Here is an 18454-nt window from a genome sequence, read left to right as displayed (position 1 = left end):
AAGGCCTGCGTTTCGCGATCCGCGAAGGTGGCCGTACCGTTGGTGCAGGTGTTGTCGCCAAGATCCTGGCTGACTAAAAGAAGAAAAGCTGTAATCGCCGCGACCCGGGAAATTCCCGCTTCGCGGCGTTGATGTCTGAATGGTATGCGTACTTGTGAAAGCGGGTTGCTGGCCAAGCCGTTCAGATAAAGTGTTTTAAGCGTAGGGGTGTAGCTCAATTGGCAGAGCGCCGGTCTCCAAAACCGGAGGTTGGGGGTTCGATGCCCTCCGCCCCTGCCACCGATTCAGGTGTAGGGTACTGAAAGTAAACCGCGTATGTCTAACCACCCTGTGCAAACTGTCGGCGAATCCGGCAGCAAGCTCAAAGTAATTCTGGCAGTTTTGGCTGTCGTTGCCGGCGTTGTCGGCTTTTATTTTTTGTCGGGCCAGTCTGGCCTGGTGCGCGCTGGCGCCCTGGTTGCCGGTTTGGTGGTGGCAATCGCCTTCGCCTGGACATCCACGCAAGGCCGTGAATTCCTCGGTTTCGCCAAAGAAGCCGTGCGTGAGACAAAAAAAGTTGTTTGGCCGACCCGCAAGGAAGCGATGCAGATCACTGCCATCGTTTTTGCATTTGTGCTGGTAATGGCTATTTTCCTGTGGGGCATCGATAAGCTCCTCGAGGTTTTGTTATACGACGTGATTTTGGGCTGGAAACAATAATGAGCGATAGCACACAAGACGACGCGCAAGGCACGCCGCCTGCAGCAACGCCTTCGGCGGCTGCGGGCGCGGTTGTGGGTAAAAAGCGCTGGTATGTCGTGCATGCTTATTCCGGTATGGAAAAGAGCGTGCAACGCGCGCTGACCGAGCGGATCGACCGCGCTGGAATGCAGGAACAGTTCGGCCAGATCCTGGTGCCGACTGAAGAAGTGATTGAAGTCAAGAATGGCCAGAAAGCCGTTACCGAACGTCGTTTCTTCCCGGGCTACGTCCTGGTCGAGATGGAAATGACCGACGAAACCTGGCATCTGGTGAAGAACACGAACAAGGTAACCGGTTTCATCGGCGGCAAATCGAATAAGCCTACCCCGATTCCGCAGCACGAAGTCGACAAGATCATGCAGCAGATGCAAGACGGCATCGAGAAGCCGCGGCCTAAGGTCTTGTATGAAGTCGGCGAGCTGGTGCGGATCAAGGAAGGTGCTTTCACCGACTTCAACGGCAATGTCGAAGAAGTGAACTACGAAAAATCGCGTGTGCGCGTGACTGTCACCATCTTCGGCCGCGCTACGCCGGTTGAGCTGGAATTCGACAAGGTCGAAAAGGTCTGAGCTGAATTCCAGCCGGGCAGAACAGAATTTTCAAGCGCCGTTCGGAGCGTCATGAATTAAACCTCATGGAATCCGGAGCAGTAAGAGGAGCCCTACTAGGTCGCAAGATCGAACAGGCGCTAATACTCACAACACTTAGGAGCCATCATGGCAAAGAAAATCATTGGTTTTATCAAGCTGCAAGTGCCAGCTGGTAAAGCAAACCCATCCCCACCAATTGGCCCGGCATTGGGTCAGCGCGGTCTGAACATCATGGAATTCTGCAAGGCATTCAATGCCCAGACCCAAGGTGTCGAACCAGGTCTGCCGATTCCTGTCGTGATCACAGCGTTCGCCGACAAGTCCTTCACTTTCGTGATGAAGACTCCTCCGGCAACGATCCTGATCAAGAAGGCCGCCGGCATCACCAAGGGTTCGGCCAAGCCGCACACCGACAAGGTTGGTTCGATCACCCGCAAGCAAGCAGAAGAAATCGCTACCTTGAAAAAGCCCGATTTGACCGGTGCTGATCTGGAAGCTGGCGTACGTACTATCGCCGGTTCTGCTCGTTCGATGGGCATCACGGTGGAGGGTCTGTAATGGCTAAGTTAACTAAACGCGCAAAAGCGATCAAGGCTAAAGTTGATCGCACCAAGGTATATCCGTTTGACAACGCAGTTGCGTTGATCAAGGAATGCGCTACTGCAAAATTCAATGAATCGATCGACGTATCCGTCCAGCTGGGCGTTGATGCAAAGAAATCGGACCAAGTGGTTCGCGGTTCCGTCGTGCTGCCAGCCGGCACCGGCAAGACCGTTCGCGTTGCAGTATTTGCTTCCGGCGAAAAAGCCGAACAAGCTAAAGCTGCCGGCGCCGACATCGTTGGCATGGAAGACCTGGCTGAGCAGATCAAAGCCGGCAACATGCCTTTCGACATCGTGATCGCATCGCCGGATACCATGCGTATCGTCGGTACCCTGGGCCAGATCCTGGGACCACGCGGCCTGATGCCGAATCCGAAGGTTGGCACCGTGACTGCTGACGTTGCTACTGCCGTCAAGAACGCAAAAGCCGGTCAAGTGCAATACCGTACCGACAAAGCCGGTATCGTCCACGCAACCATCGGCCGCAAATCGTTTAGCGATGCAGAACTGAAGTCCAACCTGTTGGCGCTGATCGACGCATTGAGCAAAGCAAAGCCAGCCACCAGCAAGGGTGTATACCTGCGCAAGATCTCCTTGTCCTCGACAATGGGTGCCGGCGTTCGTGTCGATCAAACGACACTGGCTGCGTAAGCTTAATATAAGTATTGCGGGACAGAGTTAAGCGTAGCGGTACTCTGTCCCCAACTGATTGAGAATAAAGTCCCGGCTGCGCGATGCGCAACCGGGCGCATCTTTGGGCTGGACCTGTATTGGCGGTAACGATGCAGGTCCAGGCAATCAAAGACCGTTGGGCGGCGTGCAGCAGGTGGTTATCAACTGCGGCACAAAGTTAAATCGCGCAAGCAACCCAACGCAGATGGTGTACCCGAACAAGTTTTGTAGTCTCATCGCTGCGTGCTGATTCACTCTGAGTAATCATGCGCAAGTCCTGAACTCCTAACTTCGGACGCCGTGTTCGAACCGATGTGAGGCAAGCAGCCATTTGCGGCTGTGTAATGGCCGAGCATCATTTTTGGAGGTTGATCTTGAGTCTCAATCTGAATGACAAAAAGGCCGTAGTCGCCGAAGTCTCTGCAAAAGTAGCAAATGCGCAGACTATCGTCGTGGCCGAATATCGTGGCATCCAGGTTGGTCACTTGACCCAACTGCGCGCTAATGCGCGTACCCAGGGTGTGTACTTGCGTGTATTGAAAAATACACTGGCACGTCGCGCCGTTGAAGGTACCGCGTTTGCCGACCTCGCCTCGCAAATGACCGGCCCGCTGATCTATTCGATCTCCGAGGACGCCGTTGCTGCTGCAAAAGTCATCAACGACTTTGCAAAAACCAACGACAAACTGGTCGTCAAGGCAGGTAACTACGCTGGCAAGTCGCTTGATAAAGCGGCTGTGCAAGCGTTGGCAAACATTCCAAGCCGCGAAGTTCTGCTGGCCCAAGTTGTGGGCATGATGCAGATGCCGATCGCTGGATTTGTGCGTGGTTTGGCTGCTCTGGCAGCAAAGAAAGAAGCCGAAGCTGCTTAATTGCCGTTTCATGGCGCTTTCTTGGCGTTAAAACCAATCAGATGTTATTACTGTAAAAAATTAGGAGTTTCACATGGCTTTTGATAAAGATGCATTCCTGACCCAGATCGATGGTCTGACTGTTATGGAATTGAATGACCTGGTAAAGGCATTCGAAGAGAAGTTCGGCGTTTCCGCAGCTGCAGTTGCAGTTGCCGGCGGCGCAGGCGGCGGCGCAGCTGCTGCTGTTGAAGAGCAAACCGAGTTCACCGTTGTCCTCAAGGGCATCGGCGCTAACAAGGTTGGCGTAATTAAGGCAGTTCGCGAAATCACCGGCCTGGGCTTGAAAGAAGCTAAAGACCTGGTTGACGGCGCACCGAAGCCAGTTAAAGAAGGCATTTCGAAAGCCGACGCTGATGCAGCAGCCAAGAAATTGGTTGAAGCCGGCGCAGAAGCTGAAATCAAGTAATTTCAGCTTTTTAGAGCGCATTTATTGCGCTGGAGTCAAAGTGCAGAACTCTCGAAAAGGAGAGTTCGGCTTTGGCTCCTTTGTCGTTTTTGATTTTGTTTAGCGCTTGTTGTTTTATTAAGCGTCCGTTGCCATCAAGCTCGAAGGGCTGAGACTTGAGGAATTGCCGGGTAAGACAGTTTAACTAGTACAGAAGTTTTGTCTAGTTTTCTGAAAGATCCGGCGAATCCTGAATTCTCTATCCTTCCTGTCACTCACGGAGTGTTCAATGCACTACTCATTTACTGAGAAGAAGCGTATTCGTAAATCTTTTGCGAAACGCGCTAACGTTCACCACGTTCCGTTCCTGCTGGCGACCCAGCTCGAGTCGTATCTTGGCTTTTTGCAAGCAGACAAAGTACCGTCTCAACGTAAGAACGAGGGCCTGCAGTCGGCTTTCACTTCTATTTTCCCTATCGTTTCGCACAATGGTTTTGCGCGTCTCGAATTCTTGTCCTACGTGCTCGGCGATCCGCCGTTCGACGTCAAGGAATGCCAGCAGCGCGGACTGACGTTCGCGTCGCCGTTGCGCGCCAAGGTGCGCCTGGTGATCCTGGACAAGGAATCGCCGACCAAGCCGGTCGTCAAGGAAATGAAAGAGCAGGAAGTCTACATGGGCGAACTGCCGCTCATGACGACTACCGGCTCGTTCGTGATCAACGGCACCGAGCGCGTCATCGTGTCGCAGCTGCATCGCTCGCCAGGCGTGTTCTTTGAACACGACCGCGGCAAGACGCACTCGTCCGGCAAACTGCTGTTCTCGGCCCGTATCATTCCTTACCGTGGTTCATGGCTCGACTTCGAGTTCGACCCGAAAGACATCCTGTTCTTCCGCGTCGACCGCCGCCGCAAGATGCCCGTCACGATCCTGCTGAAAGCGATCGGCATGTCGGTCGAGCAGATCCTGGCCAACTTCTTCGTATTCGACAACTTCGCGTTGCGTAACGAAGGCGCCGAGATGGAATTCGTTGCAGAACGCCTGCGTGGTGAAGTTGCGCGTTTCGACATCACCGACAAGTCTGGCAAGGTCCTGGTCGCTAAAGACAAGCGCATCAATTCCAAGCATGTGCGTGACGTGGAAGCTGCCGGCATCAAGCATATCTCGGTACCGGAAGACTATCTGCTGGGCCGCGTGCTGGCGCGCAACATCGTTGACGGCGACACCGGCGAAGTAGTTGCCAACGCCAACGACGAGCTGACCGAAGAATTGCTGGCCAAGCTGCGTGAAGCTGACATCAGCGACATCCAGACCCTGTACACCAACGACCTGGACCAAGGTAGCTACATCTCGCAAACCCTGCGCAGCGATGACACCAACGACCAGATGGCTGCCCGCGTTGCGATCTACCGCATGATGCGTCCTGGCGAACCGCCAACCGAAGATTCGGTCGAGGCGCTGTTCAACGGACTGTTCTACAACGCAGACCGCTACGATCTGTCGGCTGTCGGCCGCATGAAGTTCAACCGCCGCATCGGCCGCGATGAACTGACTGGCGCCATGACGCTGTCGAACGATGACGTGCTGGCTGTGATCAAGATCCTGGTTGAATTGCGTAACGGCCGCGGCGAAGTGGACGATATCGATCACCTGGGCAACCGTCGCGTGCGTTGCGTCGGCGAACTGGCTGAGAACCAGTTCCGCGCCGGCCTGGTGCGTGTCGAGCGCGCAGTCAAGGAACGTCTCGGCCAAGCCGAAGCGGACAACCTGATGCCGCATGACCTGATCAATTCCAAGCCGATTTCGGCTGCTATCCGTGAATTCTTCGGTTCGTCGCAGTTGTCGCAGTTTATGGACCAGACCAATCCGTTGTCGGAAATCACCCACAAGCGCCGTGTATCGGCACTTGGACCGGGCGGTTTGACGCGTGAGCGCGCCGGCTTTGAAGTGCGCGACGTGCATCCGACCCACTACGGCCGCGTATGCCCGATCGAAACACCGGAAGGTCCGAACATCGGCCTGATCAACTCGCTGGCTTTGTATGCTCGCCTGAACGAATACGGTTTCCTCGAGACACCGTACCGCAAGGTTGAGGATAGCAAGGTTACCGACCAGATCGATTATCTGTCGGCAATTGAAGAAGGCCGCTACATCATCGCCCAGGCGAATGCGACCATCGACAAGTCCCTGAAGCTGTCGGATGAACTGGTTTCGGCTCGCGAAGCCGGCGAAACCATTTTGGTATCGCCAGAACGCGTCCAGTACATGGACGTGGCGCCAGGCCAGGTGGTTTCGGTTGCAGCTTCGCTGATCCCGTTCCTCGAACACGATGATGCGAATCGTGCGTTGATGGGCGCCAACATGCAGCGTCAAGCGGTTCCTTGCCTGCGTCCAGAGAAGGCGTTGGTCGGTACCGGCATCGAACGCACCGTGGCGGTTGACTCGGGTACAACCGTGCAGGCGCTGCGTGGCGGTATCGTTGATTACGTCGATGCGGGCCGTGTCGTTATTCGTGTGAATGACGAAGAAGCGACAGCCGGCGAAGTCGGTGTCGATATCTACAACCTGATCAAGTACACACGTTCGAACCAGAACACCAACATCAACCAGCGGCCAATCGTGCAGGTTGGCGACCGCGTCGCCAAGCATGACGTGATCGCCGATGGCGCATCGACCGACCTGGGTGAGTTGGCCCTGGGCCAGAACATGCTGGTGGCGTTCATGCCATGGAACGGCTACAACTTCGAAGATTCGATCCTGATCTCCGAAAAAGTCGTGGCTGACGATCGCTACACTTCGATCCATATCGAAGAGTTGTCGGTGGTTGCACGCGACACCAAGCTGGGCGCTGAAGAAATCACCCGCGACATCTCCAACCTGGCCGAAAACCAGCTGGCGCGCCTGGATGAATCGGGCATCGTCTACATCGGTGCCGAAGTCGAAGCCGGCGATACGCTGGTCGGTAAGGTGACGCCTAAGGGCGAAACCCAGCTGACGCCTGAAGAAAAGCTGCTGCGCGCGATTTTCGGTGAAAAAGCATCGGACGTAAAAGATACCTCGCTGCGCGTGCCTTCGGGCATGGTCGGCACCGTGATCGACGTCCAGGTGTTTACCCGCGAAGGCATCCAGCGCGACAAGCGCGCACAGCAGATCATCGACGATGAACTGCAACGCTATCGCCTGGACCTGAACGACCAGTTGCGGATTGTTGAAGGCGATGCCTTCGAACGTCTGGAACGCATGCTGATCGGCAAGGTAGTCAACGGCGGTCCGAAGAAACTGGCCAAGGGCGCCAAGCTGACCAAGGAATACCTGGCAGACCTGGACAAATACCACTGGTTCGATATCCGCCCTGCGGACGACGATGCGGCGGTAGCGCTGGAAGCGATCAAGGAATCGATCGCCGAGAAGCGCCACCAGTTCGACCTGGCATTCGAAGAAAAACGCAAGAAGCTGACCCAAGGCGATGAGCTGCAGCCTGGCGTGCAAAAGATGGTCAAGGTTTACCTGGCTGTCAAACGCCGCCTGCAGCCTGGCGACAAGATGGCCGGCCGCCACGGTAACAAGGGTGTGGTTTCGCGCATCCTGCCGATCGAAGACATGCCGCACATGGCCGACGGTACGCCGGCAGACATCGTGCTGAACCCGCTGGGCGTTCCTTCGCGTATGAACATCGGTCAGGTTCTGGAAGTCCACTTGGGCTGGGCTGCCAAGGGTCTGGGCCTGCGCATCGGCGAAATGCTGAAGGCGCAAACCAAGATTGCAGAACTGCGCAAGTTCCTGACGACTATCTACAACGAATCCGGCAAATCGGAAGACCTGGATAGCCTGACGGACGACGAGATCCTGCACTTGGCCAGCAACCTGAAAGCCGGCGTGCCGTTCGCAACGCCAGTGTTCGACGGTGCGCACGAAGATGAAATCCGCCGCATGCTGGACCTGGCATATCCGGACGCCATCGCCAAGCAGCTGGGCATGACGCCTTCGAAGAACCAGGTAACGATGTACGACGGCCGTACCGGCGAAGCTTTCGAGCGCAGTGTCACTGTCGGCTACATGCACTACCTGAAACTGCACCATCTGGTCGACGACAAGATGCATGCACGTTCTACCGGTCCTTACTCGCTGGTTACACAGCAGCCTCTGGGCGGTAAGGCACAGTTCGGCGGCCAGCGTTTCGGTGAGATGGAAGTCTGGGCATTGGAAGCTTACGGTGCGTCGTACGTGCTGCAGGAAATGCTGACAGTGAAGTCGGATGACGTGAACGGCCGTACCAAGGTCTATGAAAACCTGGTCAAGGGTGACCATGTGATCGATGCAGGCATGCCGGAATCCTTCAACGTGCTGTTGAAGGAAATCCGCTCGCTGGGTATTGATATGGATCTTGACCGCGAATAAGCGGTCAAGATCGACCGTCCCTCATTGCGGGACAGAGTTTATGAGTCGCCGAAGCGCGACGAATTACTCTGTCCCCAACTGATCAGACCGTGAGGTCGAGTCAGACCGGACTGCAGCGATACAAAGGAAGTGGGGCGATGGTTTCCCCCACGCAGCAACAGTAAAGAATCTTAGTTTCTTCACGCCAACTGGAGTGATACATGAAAGCACTGCTCGATTTATTCAAGCAAGTTCAGCAAAATGAACAGTTCGACTCGATCAAGATTGGTCTGGCGTCGCCCGAAAAAATTCGTTCGTGGTCTTATGGCGAAGTAAAAAAGCCTGAAACCATCAACTACCGTACTTTCAAGCCAGAGCGCGACGGTCTGTTCTGCGCCAAGATCTTTGGCCCGATCAAAGACTACGAATGCCTCTGCGGCAAGTACAAGCGCCTGAAGCACCGCGGCGTCATCTGCGAAAAGTGTGGCGTTGAAGTCACGCTGGCCAAGGTGCGCCGTGAGCGCATGGGCCATATCGAACTGGCTTCGCCGACTGCGCATATCTGGTTCCTGAAATCGCTGCCGTCGCGTCTGGGCATGGTCCTCGACATGACCCTGCGGGATATCGAACGCGTATTGTATTTTGAAGCCTACGTCATCACCGATCCAGGCATGACCCCGCTGAAAAAATGCCAGATCATGTCGGAAGACGACTACGCTGCCAAGTACGAAGAGTACGGCGACGACTTCACCGCATTCATGGGCGCCGAAGGCATCCGTGAGTTGCTGCGCGCGATCGATATCGACCGTGATGCGGAAACCCTGCGCCAGGAATTGAAAGAGTCCAAGTCCGAAGCCAAGATCAAGAAATACGCCAAGCGCCTGAAGGTGCTGGAAGCGTTCCAGCGTTCGGGCATCAAGCCTGACTGGATGATCATGGAAGTGCTGCCGGTGCTGCCGCCTGAGCTGCGTCCGCTGGTGCCGCTGGATGGCGGCCGTTTCGCCACCTCCGACCTGAACGACCTGTATCGCCGCGTCATCAACCGTAACAATCGCCTGAAGCGCCTGATGGAATTGCGCGCTCCGGAAATCATCACCCGCAACGAAAAGCGGATGCTGCAGGAAGCGGTTGACTCGCTGCTGGACAACGGCCGTCGCGGCAAGGCAATGACTGGCGCCAACAAGCGTCCGCTGAAATCCCTGGCAGAAATGATCAAGGGCAAGGGCGGCCGTTTCCGTCAGAACTTGCTGGGCAAGCGCGTCGACTATTCCGGCCGTTCGGTTATCGTGGTGGGTCCACAACTGAAACTGCATCAGTGCGGCTTGCCGAAGCTGATGGCGCTGGAACTGTTCAAGCCGTTCATTTTCCACAAGCTGGAAGTGATGGGCATCGCCAGCACGATCAAGGCAGCCAAGAAGGAAGTTGAAAACCAGACTTCCGTGGTGTGGGACATCCTGGAAGACGTGATCCGCGAACATCCGGTCATGTTGAACCGTGCGCCTACATTGCACCGTCTGGGCATCCAGGCGTTTGAGCCGGTCCTGATCGAAGGCAAGGCAATCCAATTGCACCCGCTGGTCTGCGCCGCATTCAACGCCGACTTTGACGGCGACCAGATGGCGGTCCACGTTCCACTGTCGATCGAAGCACAGATGGAAGCACGCACCTTGATGCTGGCTTCCAACAACATCCTGTTCCCATCGAACGGCGAACCGTCGATCGTGCCGTCGCAGGATATCGTGCTGGGCCTGTACTACGCCACCCGTGAGCAAATCAACGGCAAGGGCGAAGGCATGATGTTCCCTGACGTGTCGGAAGCCATCCGCGCCTACGACAACAAGGAAGTCGAGCTGACTACCCGCGTTACCGTGCGTATCACCGAGTATCCGAAGGATCCGGTCACAGGCGAGTTCGTCAAGACCATCAAGCGTTACGAAACGACTGTCGGCCGTGCGATCCTGTCGGAAATCCTGCCGAAGGGCTTGCCATTCACCGTGCTGAACCGCGCGTTGAAGAAGAAGGAAATCTCGAAGCTGATCAACACGGCATTCCGCAAGTGTGGCCTGCGCGCTACGGTGGTGTTCGCCGACCAGCTGATGCAGTCCGGTTTCCGCCTGGCGACCCGCGCCGGCATCTCGATCTGCGTGGACGACATGCTGGTACCGCCGCAAAAGGCAACCATCATCGCTACCGCAGAACAAGAAGTGAAGCAGATCGAACAGCAGTACTCGTCCGGTCTGGTGACTGCAGGCGAGCGCTACAACAAGGTTGTGGACATCTGGGGCAAGGCCGGCGACGACGTCGGCAAGGCCATGATGGAACAGCTCAAGGTAGAAGACGTGATCCGCCGCGACGGCACCAAGGGCACCCAGGAATCGTTCAACGCCATTTACATGATGGCCGACTCCGGCGCGCGCGGTTCTGCCGCGCAGATTCGCCAGCTGGCCGGTATGCGTGGCCTGATGGCGAAACCGGATGGTTCGATTATCGAAACGCCGATCACCGCGAACTTCCGCGAAGGTCTGAATGTTTTGCAGTACTTCATTTCGACCCACGGTGCACGTAAAGGTCTGGCCGATACCGCGCTGAAGACAGCGAACTCGGGTTACCTGACACGTCGTCTGGTTGACGTGACCCAGGATCTGGTCGTGATCGAAGACGATTGCGGCACGTCCAACGGCGCCTCGATGAAGGCGATGGTTGAAGGCGGTGAAGTGATCGAAGCGCTGCGCGACCGTATCCTCGGCCGCGTTGCCGCCAACGATATCGTCAATCCGGAAACCCAGAGCACCCTGTACGAAGCCGGCACCTTGCTGGATGAAGATGCAGTGGAAGAAATCGAACGCCTGGGCATCGATGAAGTCAAGGTCCGCACGCCGCTGACTTGCGACACACGCTACGGCCTGTGCGCGCAATGTTACGGCCGCGACCTGGGCCGCGGCACGCTGGTCAACAACGGTGAAGCAGTCGGCGTGGTTGCTGCGCAGTCGATCGGTGAGCCTGGTACCCAGCTGACCATGCGTACCTTCCACATCGGTGGTGCGGCGTCGCGTTCGGCAGTGGCATCCAGTGTTGAAGCCAAGTCCAACGGTACGGTCCGCTTCACGGCGACCATGCGTTATGTGACTAACGGCAAGGGCGAGCTGATCGTGATTTCCCGTTCCGGCGAAGTCCTGATCACCGACGACCACGGCCGTGAGCGCGAGCGTCATAAAGTACCTTACGGTGCAACCCTGATCGTCAAGGATGGTTTGACCATCAAGGCCGGCACCGCATTGGCGACATGGGATCCGCTGACCCGTCCGATCATTACCGAGTACACCGGTACTGTCCGCTTCGAGAACGTCGAAGAAGGTTCGACCGTTGCCCGTCAGATCGATGAAGTCACCGGCCTGTCGACATTGGTGGTTATCGATGCGAAACGCCGCGGTTCGGTTACCAAGACTGTCCGTCCGCAAGTCAAGCTGCTGAACGAGCAAGGCGAAGAAGTCAAGATCGCCGGCACTGAACACGCTGTGACGATCGGCTTCCAGGTGGGCGCGCTGATTACCGTGAAAGACGGTCAGCAAGTGCACGTTGGTGAAGTGCTGGCGCGTATCCCGACCGAATCGCAAAAGACACGCGATATTACCGGTGGTCTGCCGCGCGTTGCCGAGCTGTTCGAAGCACGTTCGCCGAAGGATGCGGGCATGCTGGCTGAAGTCACCGGTACTGTGGCCTTCGGCAAGGAAACCAAGGGTAAGCAGCGTCTGGAAATCACAGACATGGACGGCAACAAGCACGAGTTCCTGATTACCAAGGACAAGCAAGTGCTGGTGCATGACGGCCAGGTCGTGAACAAGGGCGAAATGATTGTCGACGGCCCAGCCGATCCGCAAGACATCCTGCGCCTGCTGGGTATCGAAGCGCTGGCACGCTACATCGTCGACGAAGTCCAGGACGTGTACCGCTTGCAAGGCGTGAAGATCAACGACAAGCACATCGAAGTGATCGTGCGCCAGATGTTGCGCCGCGTTCAGATCGTTGATGCCGGCGATGCTTCTTACATCACTGGCGAGCAGGTCGAGCGTTCGGAGCTGCTGGACGAAAACGATCGTGTGATTGCAGCGGGCAAGATTCCTGCAACCTACGAAAACGTATTGCTGGGTATTACCAAGGCATCGCTGTCGACCGATTCGTTCATCTCGGCCGCATCGTTCCAGGAAACCACCCGGGTGTTGACCGAAGCCGCAATCATGGGCAAGAAAGACACTCTGCGCGGCCTGAAGGAAAACGTTATCGTCGGCCGCCTGATCCCAGCCGGCACCGGTCTCGCATTCCACCGTGCACGCAAGGAAAAAGACAGCTGGGAAGCGGAAGAACGCACGGCGCTGTTGCAATCCGAGCAGGCAGCCCGCCTGGCGGCTGCCGAGGCACGCGCAGCTGAAGAGCTGGGCGCGCAGGGCGGGGAAGCTTAATCCGCTAAACCGGATCAGCAAGTCAAAACGGCAGTGGATGAAAATCCACTGCCGTTTTTTTATGTCTCGCGGGGATAGCCCGGTTTCAGGCCGGCGCCGTTCTTAATCGCGTTGTTGCTTGATCGGCTTGCCGTTGTCGATCACTTCCCTGCAGTCGCCCTTGAAGGTGGAGTTGTCGTAGTCGGTCCAGCCGTAGCTGTCGACATAGCGCTTGTGGGGGCGCAGCCTGCTGCTCAGGAAGCTCCATTCCAGGCGTTCGTCCGGGTAACGGATGTCGGCCAGGTCGAGCAGGGAATGGAACACGTTCTCGGTGGTCATCCGGGCGCGTTTGTGGCGCAGCAGCTGTTCCACCTTGTCCGGATAGGTTTTCCGGTAGAGGTCGGAATACCACATCAGGGCCGGTATGTGGAATTCGAACTGGGTGTTGTGGCCATGGAAGGCGATCTTGCAGCTGCCGTCGTACAAGGTCTGGCCATGGTCGGAGAAGTACATCATGGCGCTCAGTTGCCGGGAGTCCTTGAGCGTGGCAATGACTTGCGACAAGAACCAGTCGACATACAGTATCGAGCTGTCATAACTGTTGCTGATCGCTGGCTTGTTCGCCAGGTTGGTATAGGCGGGGCGCTCGATGCCGAACAGCGAAGGCTGCCATTTGTCGAATTGCTGGGGATAACGGTGGCTGTAGTTCCAGTGGTTGCCCAGGGTATGCAGCACGATCAGCTTCTTGGCCGCCGGATCGCCCATCGCCTTTTGCAGCTGCGGCAGCAGGATGGCGTCCAGGTTAGAGGTGTCGGTGAAGCCGCCGAGGTTGAGGAACTGCACCACGTCCGCTTCGTTGGCGAACACGGAAACAGGCGTGTCGAATTTGCCGTATGACATTTGGTTCGAAATCCAGTAAGTCTTGAACCCGGCTTCTTTGTAGGCGGTGATGAAGGATTTCTCGGCGAAACCGGCTTTCAGGCTCTCGGTCGCCGGCTTGCGCGACACCATGACCGGCACCGACAGGCGGGTTGCGGAAACCGAGGTAATGACATCGGTAAAGCTGACCAGGTTGCTCTCCTTGCTGAGCAAGGGGTTGGTGTCGCGCTGGTAGCCGTTAAGGCTCCAGCGGTCGTAGCGCGAAGACTCGCCGATCACCATCACCACGACCTGGGGTGTGTTTTGCTGGCTGGCCTGGTGTGCGCCGAAGTGGAACTGGCTGTTCTTGTGTTCCAGGTCGTCCAGGTATTCCCGTTCTTTCCAGAAATCGTAACCGCGTATCGCCAGCCCGAAAGGCCAGGTGCGGCTGACCGGATCCGCTTCCAGCGGCGTTGCGGCCCATTTGGGAAGCTTGCCTAGATGCATGCCCTGGCTTTCAGAGGCAGCCTGCTTGCTGTTTGCCGAGGCTGCCGGCACTGCCTGGACGCCGATCTCCTGTCCATATAGCCAAATGCATAAACCGACAGTGAGCACTAACCATCCAAACCAGCGCGATGGCCCTTCCAGGTCGAGGTCGCGAGTGCTGCTGGCCGCCAGCCAGCTGAGCGCCCACCACAGCACAACCACGGCCAGGATCAGCGCCATCCACCAGATCTTGTCGCCCAGGAACTCCATTGCCTCGCGCGGACTGGTTTCGGCGATGATCCCAAGGTGGTGGGTGGTGATGCCTTGTCCGTAAAATTTGCGCAGGTAGATTTCGGTAGGCAACGCGAAAAAGGCAGGGAACAGCAGCCAGTGAAACCAGGCGGGGCGCTTGAAGATGGACCAGATCACCAGCCACAGTCCGATTTCAGTGATGATGATGCGGAGCGGATGATCTATCGTCTGGCCGAACAGGAGGGGTACGAAGGGAACCAGGGTCAGGGCCAGGTAGGTAACCAGCACGAACAGGTTATTACGGCGAAGCAAGGCAGGCATCATCAGCGGGAAAAATAGTCGAGTCCCATTATCCCGCAAAGCCGCTGGCGGTAACCGTTGCGCACGAGATAAACACTGGCGCCGGCGGTCATTTCGATGCTCAAAAAGACAATTGTCCCGCAAGGCAATCCGGATTGCCGTGATCTGTTGCGTTTACGGGCCAGGCATCCCAGACGGCGGTTGACTGCAAGGCATCATAGGGATATACTCGCGGGTTCTCGATTGTAGGCTCTATGGGCCGAACGTTCTTTGGTCTGCTTCCGCTTTCTATGGCGCGTTTCTCCTCTGTTGCTGAATCGAATTGTGCGCGAATTGTATGATTTTTTCTAGCGCAAGTATCTGTCCAATCCCGGACAACCGATTTCGGGATTGTTGTTATTAACGTCGTAATTTTGTTGGATATATAACGATGCCAACCATCAATCAATTGATTCGCCAGCCGCGCGTTTCTGCGGTCGTAAAGAGCAAATCACCAGCGCTGGAAAACAGCCCGCAAAAACGCGGCGTCTGCACCCGCGTTTATACGACAACTCCAAAGAAGCCAAACTCGGCTCTGCGTAAAGTTGCCAAAGTTCGCCTGACCAACGGTTTCGAAGTCATTTCGTACATCGGCGGTGAAGGCCATAACCTGCAAGAACATAGTGTCGTGCTGTTGCGCGGCGGCCGTGTGAAGGACTTGCCGGGTGTGCGTTACCACATGGTTCGCGGTGCACTGGATACCCAGGGCGTCAAGGATCGTAAGCAAGCGCGTTCGAAGTACGGTGCAAAACGCGCCAAGGCTGCAAAGAAATAATAGTTTTCGCCAGGCGCAAGCCAAGCGAATAAGTGTCGGTCCCCAATGGGCCGAGTAAGTGGGTGGCTATGATGGCTGTCCGCGAGTGTGCAGGAACAAAAGGTCTGCGCGCTCAACTGAAGATTGAAAGGAATCGAAATGCCACGTCGTCGTGAAGTTCCCAAGCGGGAGATTCTGCCAGATCCGAAATTCGGCAATGTTGATGTTGCGAAGTTCGTCAACGTCCTGATGTTGTCCGGTAAGAAATCGGTCGCAGAAAACATCATTTACGGTGCCTTCGAGCACATTCAAACCAAATCCGGCAAAGATCCGCTGGAAGTGTTTGCACTTGCCATCGGCAACTGCAAGCCGCTGGTTGAAGTCAAGTCGCGTCGCGTTGGTGGTGCAAACTACCAGGTGCCAGTTGAAGTCCGTCCTGTCCGTCGTATGGCGTTGTCGATGCGCTGGTTGCGTGAAGCAGCCAACAAGCGCAGCGAAAAATCGATGCCGCAACGCCTGGGCGGCGAATTGCTGGAAGCCGCAGAAGGCCGCGGCGGCGCAATGAAAAAGCGTGACGAAGTTCACCGTATGGCAGAAGCGAACAAGGCGTTCTCGCACTTCCGCTTCTAATAGACTGGACAGCCGCCTCCCTGAATCGAGACGTCTGTCCGCATCTGAAATTTGTTCGAGCCGAGCGCATATTTTTATTAAAAATGGCGCTCGGTTTCGTGCATTAAAAGACTTAGGAATAAATCATGGCTCGCAAGACCCCCATTGAGCGCTATCGCAATATCGGTATCTCCGCTCACATCGATGCAGGTAAAACCACGACTACAGAACGCGTTCTGTTTTATACCGGTGTGAATCACAAAATCGGTGAAGTGCATGATGGCGCCGCCACCATGGACTGGATGGAACAAGAGCAAGAGCGCGGCATCACCATCACGTCCGCTGCCACGACCTGCTTCTGGAAGGGTATGGCGGGTAATTTCGCTGAGCACCACATCAACATCATCGACACCCCGGGCCACGTTGACTTCACGATTGAAGTTGAGCGCTCGATGCGTGTTCTGGATGGCGCCTGCATGGTTTACTGTGCAGTCGGCGGCGTGCAGCCGCAATCGGAAACAGTTTGGCGTCAAGCCAACAAGTACAAGGTTCCACGCCTGGCGTTCGTCAACAAGATGGACCGCACCGGCGCGAACTTCTTCAAGGTTTTCGAGCAGATGCGTGCTCGCCTGAAGGCTAACCCTGTGCCGATGCAAGTGCCTATCGGCGCTGAAGACAAGTTTGAAGGCGTGATCGACCTGGTCAAGATGAAGGCTATCTACTGGGACGACGCTAGCCAAGGCATGAAGTTCGACTACCGCGACATTCCTGCCGAACTGGCTGCGGACGCTGCCAAATGGCGTGAAAACATGGTTGAAGCCGCTGCCGAAGCTTCGGAAGAGCTGATGAACAAGTACCTGGAAGAAGGCGACCTGACCGAAGCCGAAATCAAGGCTGCGATTCGTCAACGTACCCTGGCCAGCGAAATCGTGCCGATGATGTGCGGCACCGCGTTCAAGAACAAGGGCGTGCAAGCCATGCTGGACGGCGTCGTCGACTACCTGCCGTCGCCAGTGGATGTGCCGCCGGTCCCAGGCCTGGATGAAGACGATGCGCCGATCTCGCGTAAAGCGGAAGACGACGAAAAGTTTTCCGGCCTGGCGTTCAAGATCGCAACCGATCCGTTCGTTGGCCAGATCTGCTTCATGCGCTGCTACTCGGGCACCCTGAATTCGGGCGACACCGTGTTGAACTCGATCAAGGGCAAGAAGGAGCGTATCGGCCGTATCGTGCAGATGCACGCGAACCAGCGCGAAGAAATCAAGGAAATCCTGGCTGGCGACATCGCTGCGCTGATCGGGATGAAGGATACGACTACCGGCGACACACTGTGCGACGCCAATGCATTCATCATCCTGGAACGCATGGTATTCCCTGAGCCGGTGATTTCGCAGGCAGTCGAGCCTAAGACCAAGCAAGACCAGGAAAAAATGGGCTTGGCTCTGAACCGCCTGGCTGCTGAAGATCCATCGTTCCGCGTGCGTACTGACGAAGAATCGGGTCAAACCATCATCGCCGGTATGGGCGAACTGCATCTGGACATTATCGTCGACCGCATGAAGCGCGAATTTGGCGTTGAAGCGACCGTCGGCAAGCCACAGGTTGCATATCGCGAAACCATCCGCAAGACTTGCGAAGAAATCGAAGGCAAGTTCGTCAAGCAATCGGGTGGTCGTGGTCAATACGGTCACGTGGTTCTGAAGATCGAACCGCAAGAACCAGGCAAGGGCTTTGAGTTCGTCGACGCGATCAAGGGCGGTACCGTTCCACGCGAATACATCCCTGCAGTTGAAAAGGGTGTGCGCGAAACACTGAACACCGGCGTGTTGGCCGGCTACCCAGTGGTTGATGTCAAGGTAACCCTGTTCTTCGGTTCTTACCATGATGTCGACTCGAACGAAAATGCGTTCCGCATGGCCGCTTCGATGGCGTTCAAGGATGGCTGCCGTAAAGCCAGCCCGGTTATTCTGGAGCCAATGATGGCTGTCGAAGTTGAAACTCCGGAAGACTACGCCGGTACCGTGATGGGCGACCTGTCGTCGCGTCGCGGCATGGTTCAAGGCATGGATGAAATCGCCGGCGGTGGCGGCAAGATCATCAAGGCCGAAGTGCCTCTGTCGGAAATGTTCGGTTACTCGACTTCGCTGCGTTCGGCTACCCAAGGCCGCGCAACTTACTCGATGGAATTCAAGCACTACTCCGAAGCGCCTAAGAACGTTATCGATGCAATCGTAACTTCTAAAGCCAAGTAATCAGGTAAGCAGCCCTTGCCCGCCACGAGCGGGCAAGGGTTGAAATGTTTCACTCATTGTTTAACGACATCGTTCTTTTTGAAGGAAGAATAAAATGGCAAAAGGTAAATTCGAGCGGACCAAGCCGCACGTCAACGTTGGCACTATCGGCCACGTCGACCACGGCAAGACCACGCTGACAGCAGCGAT

General features: G+C 56.2%; 14 protein-coding genes and 1 tRNA gene. 14 read left to right on the top strand and 1 reads right to left on the bottom strand.

Annotated features, from left to right (window positions below):
* From AC07RZ_RS23700 to rpoC, 10 genes are all read left to right on the top strand, one after another.
* The coding region (locus AC07RZ_RS23700; protein WP_494669815.1) for an EF-Tu C-terminal domain-related protein at nucleotides 1-77 on the top strand (77 nt) is incomplete at its 5' end.
* Nucleotides 78-203: 126 nt separating this feature from the next.
* Nucleotides 204-279, top strand: a tRNA-Trp gene (locus AC07RZ_RS23695).
* 36 nt (nucleotides 280-315) lie between these two features.
* Nucleotides 316-699, top strand: a complete 384-nt coding sequence (secE, locus tag AC07RZ_RS23690; protein ID WP_014004380.1) for a preprotein translocase subunit SecE — start codon at nucleotides 316-318, stop codon at nucleotides 697-699.
* Complete coding sequence (gene nusG / locus AC07RZ_RS23685) at nucleotides 699-1310, top strand: transcription termination/antitermination protein NusG (protein WP_092402179.1); 612 nt, start codon at nucleotides 699-701, stop codon at nucleotides 1308-1310. The genes secE and nusG overlap by 1 nt, the downstream gene beginning before the upstream one ends.
* A 147-nt stretch (nucleotides 1311-1457) precedes the next feature.
* On the top strand, nucleotides 1458-1889 hold the full coding sequence (rplK, locus tag AC07RZ_RS23680; RefSeq protein ID WP_038484621.1) for a 50S ribosomal protein L11: 432 nt from the start codon (nucleotides 1458-1460) through the stop codon (nucleotides 1887-1889).
* On the top strand, nucleotides 1889-2584 hold the full coding sequence (gene rplA / locus AC07RZ_RS23675; RefSeq protein WP_092402176.1) for a 50S ribosomal protein L1: 696 nt from the start codon (nucleotides 1889-1891) through the stop codon (nucleotides 2582-2584). The genes rplK and rplA overlap by 1 nt, the downstream gene beginning before the upstream one ends.
* A gap of 395 nt (nucleotides 2585-2979) precedes the next feature.
* Nucleotides 2980-3477: a 50S ribosomal protein L10 gene (rplJ, locus tag AC07RZ_RS23670; protein WP_144742757.1), complete on the top strand. Its 498-nt coding sequence runs from the start codon at nucleotides 2980-2982 to the stop codon at nucleotides 3475-3477.
* 73 nt (nucleotides 3478-3550) lie between these two features.
* A complete protein-coding gene (gene rplL / locus AC07RZ_RS23665; protein ID WP_494669814.1) occupies nucleotides 3551-3925 on the top strand; it encodes a 50S ribosomal protein L7/L12 in 375 nt (124 codons plus the stop codon).
* Between the two features lie 268 nt (nucleotides 3926-4193).
* Nucleotides 4194-8300: a DNA-directed RNA polymerase subunit beta gene (rpoB, locus tag AC07RZ_RS23660; protein WP_144742755.1), complete on the top strand. Its 4107-nt coding sequence runs from the start codon at nucleotides 4194-4196 to the stop codon at nucleotides 8298-8300.
* A 200-nt stretch (nucleotides 8301-8500) separates the two neighbouring features.
* On the top strand, nucleotides 8501-12736 hold the full coding sequence (rpoC, locus tag AC07RZ_RS23655) for a DNA-directed RNA polymerase subunit beta' (protein ID WP_092402168.1): 4236 nt from the start codon (nucleotides 8501-8503) through the stop codon (nucleotides 12734-12736).
* A gap of 102 nt (nucleotides 12737-12838) precedes the next feature.
* Here the strand turns inward: rpoC and AC07RZ_RS23650 are convergent, their stop codons facing one another.
* Entirely contained in the window at nucleotides 12839-14632 is a 1794-nt protein-coding gene (locus AC07RZ_RS23650; RefSeq protein ID WP_494669813.1) for a phosphoethanolamine transferase, read from the bottom strand.
* 409 nt (nucleotides 14633-15041) lie between these two features.
* On the opposite strand from AC07RZ_RS23650, the gene rpsL reads away from it, so the two are divergent.
* The 4 genes from rpsL to AC07RZ_RS23630 form a co-directional block, all read left to right on the top strand.
* Entirely contained in the window at nucleotides 15042-15425 is a 384-nt protein-coding gene (rpsL, locus tag AC07RZ_RS23645; protein WP_014004389.1) for a 30S ribosomal protein S12, read from the top strand.
* A 138-nt stretch (nucleotides 15426-15563) separates the two neighbouring features.
* On the top strand, nucleotides 15564-16034 hold the full coding sequence (gene rpsG / locus AC07RZ_RS23640) for a 30S ribosomal protein S7 (protein WP_061538666.1): 471 nt from the start codon (nucleotides 15564-15566) through the stop codon (nucleotides 16032-16034).
* A 125-nt stretch (nucleotides 16035-16159) separates the two neighbouring features.
* The gene (fusA, locus tag AC07RZ_RS23635; RefSeq protein WP_092402163.1) at nucleotides 16160-18265 is read left to right on the top strand and encodes an elongation factor G; all 2106 of its coding nucleotides are present in this window, start codon (nucleotides 16160-16162) and stop codon (nucleotides 18263-18265) included.
* A gap of 94 nt (nucleotides 18266-18359) precedes the next feature.
* The coding region (locus AC07RZ_RS23630; RefSeq protein WP_005434227.1) for a GTP-binding protein at nucleotides 18360-18454 on the top strand (95 nt) is incomplete at its 3' end.

The organism is Collimonas sp. GW821-FHT07E08 (genome assembly GCF_059418905.1).
This window is presented reverse-complemented; position numbering and strand designations above follow the sequence as displayed.

Excerpts from the sequence above, each read along its gene's own strand:
- fusA (WP_092402163.1), top strand. The coding sequence starts at position 16,160 with ATGGCTCGCAAGACCCCCATTGAGCGCTATCGCAATATCGGTATCTCC.
- rplL (WP_494669814.1), top strand. The coding sequence starts at position 3,551 with ATGGCTTTTGATAAAGATGCATTCCTGACCCAGATCGATGGTCTGACT.
- rplK (WP_038484621.1), top strand. The coding sequence starts at position 1,458 with ATGGCAAAGAAAATCATTGGTTTTATCAAGCTGCAAGTGCCAGCTGGT.
- rpsG (WP_061538666.1), top strand. The coding sequence starts at position 15,564 with ATGCCACGTCGTCGTGAAGTTCCCAAGCGGGAGATTCTGCCAGATCCG.
- rpoC (WP_092402168.1), top strand. The coding sequence starts at position 8,501 with ATGAAAGCACTGCTCGATTTATTCAAGCAAGTTCAGCAAAATGAACAG.
- rpoB (WP_144742755.1), top strand. The coding sequence starts at position 4,194 with ATGCACTACTCATTTACTGAGAAGAAGCGTATTCGTAAATCTTTTGCG.
- secE (WP_014004380.1), top strand. The coding sequence starts at position 316 with ATGTCTAACCACCCTGTGCAAACTGTCGGCGAATCCGGCAGCAAGCTC.
- AC07RZ_RS23650 (WP_494669813.1), bottom strand. The coding sequence starts at position 14,632 with ATGCCTGCCTTGCTTCGCCGTAATAACCTGTTCGTGCTGGTTACCTAC.
- rpsL (WP_014004389.1), top strand. The coding sequence starts at position 15,042 with ATGCCAACCATCAATCAATTGATTCGCCAGCCGCGCGTTTCTGCGGTC.
- nusG (WP_092402179.1), top strand. The coding sequence starts at position 699 with ATGAGCGATAGCACACAAGACGACGCGCAAGGCACGCCGCCTGCAGCA.
- rplA (WP_092402176.1), top strand. The coding sequence starts at position 1,889 with ATGGCTAAGTTAACTAAACGCGCAAAAGCGATCAAGGCTAAAGTTGAT.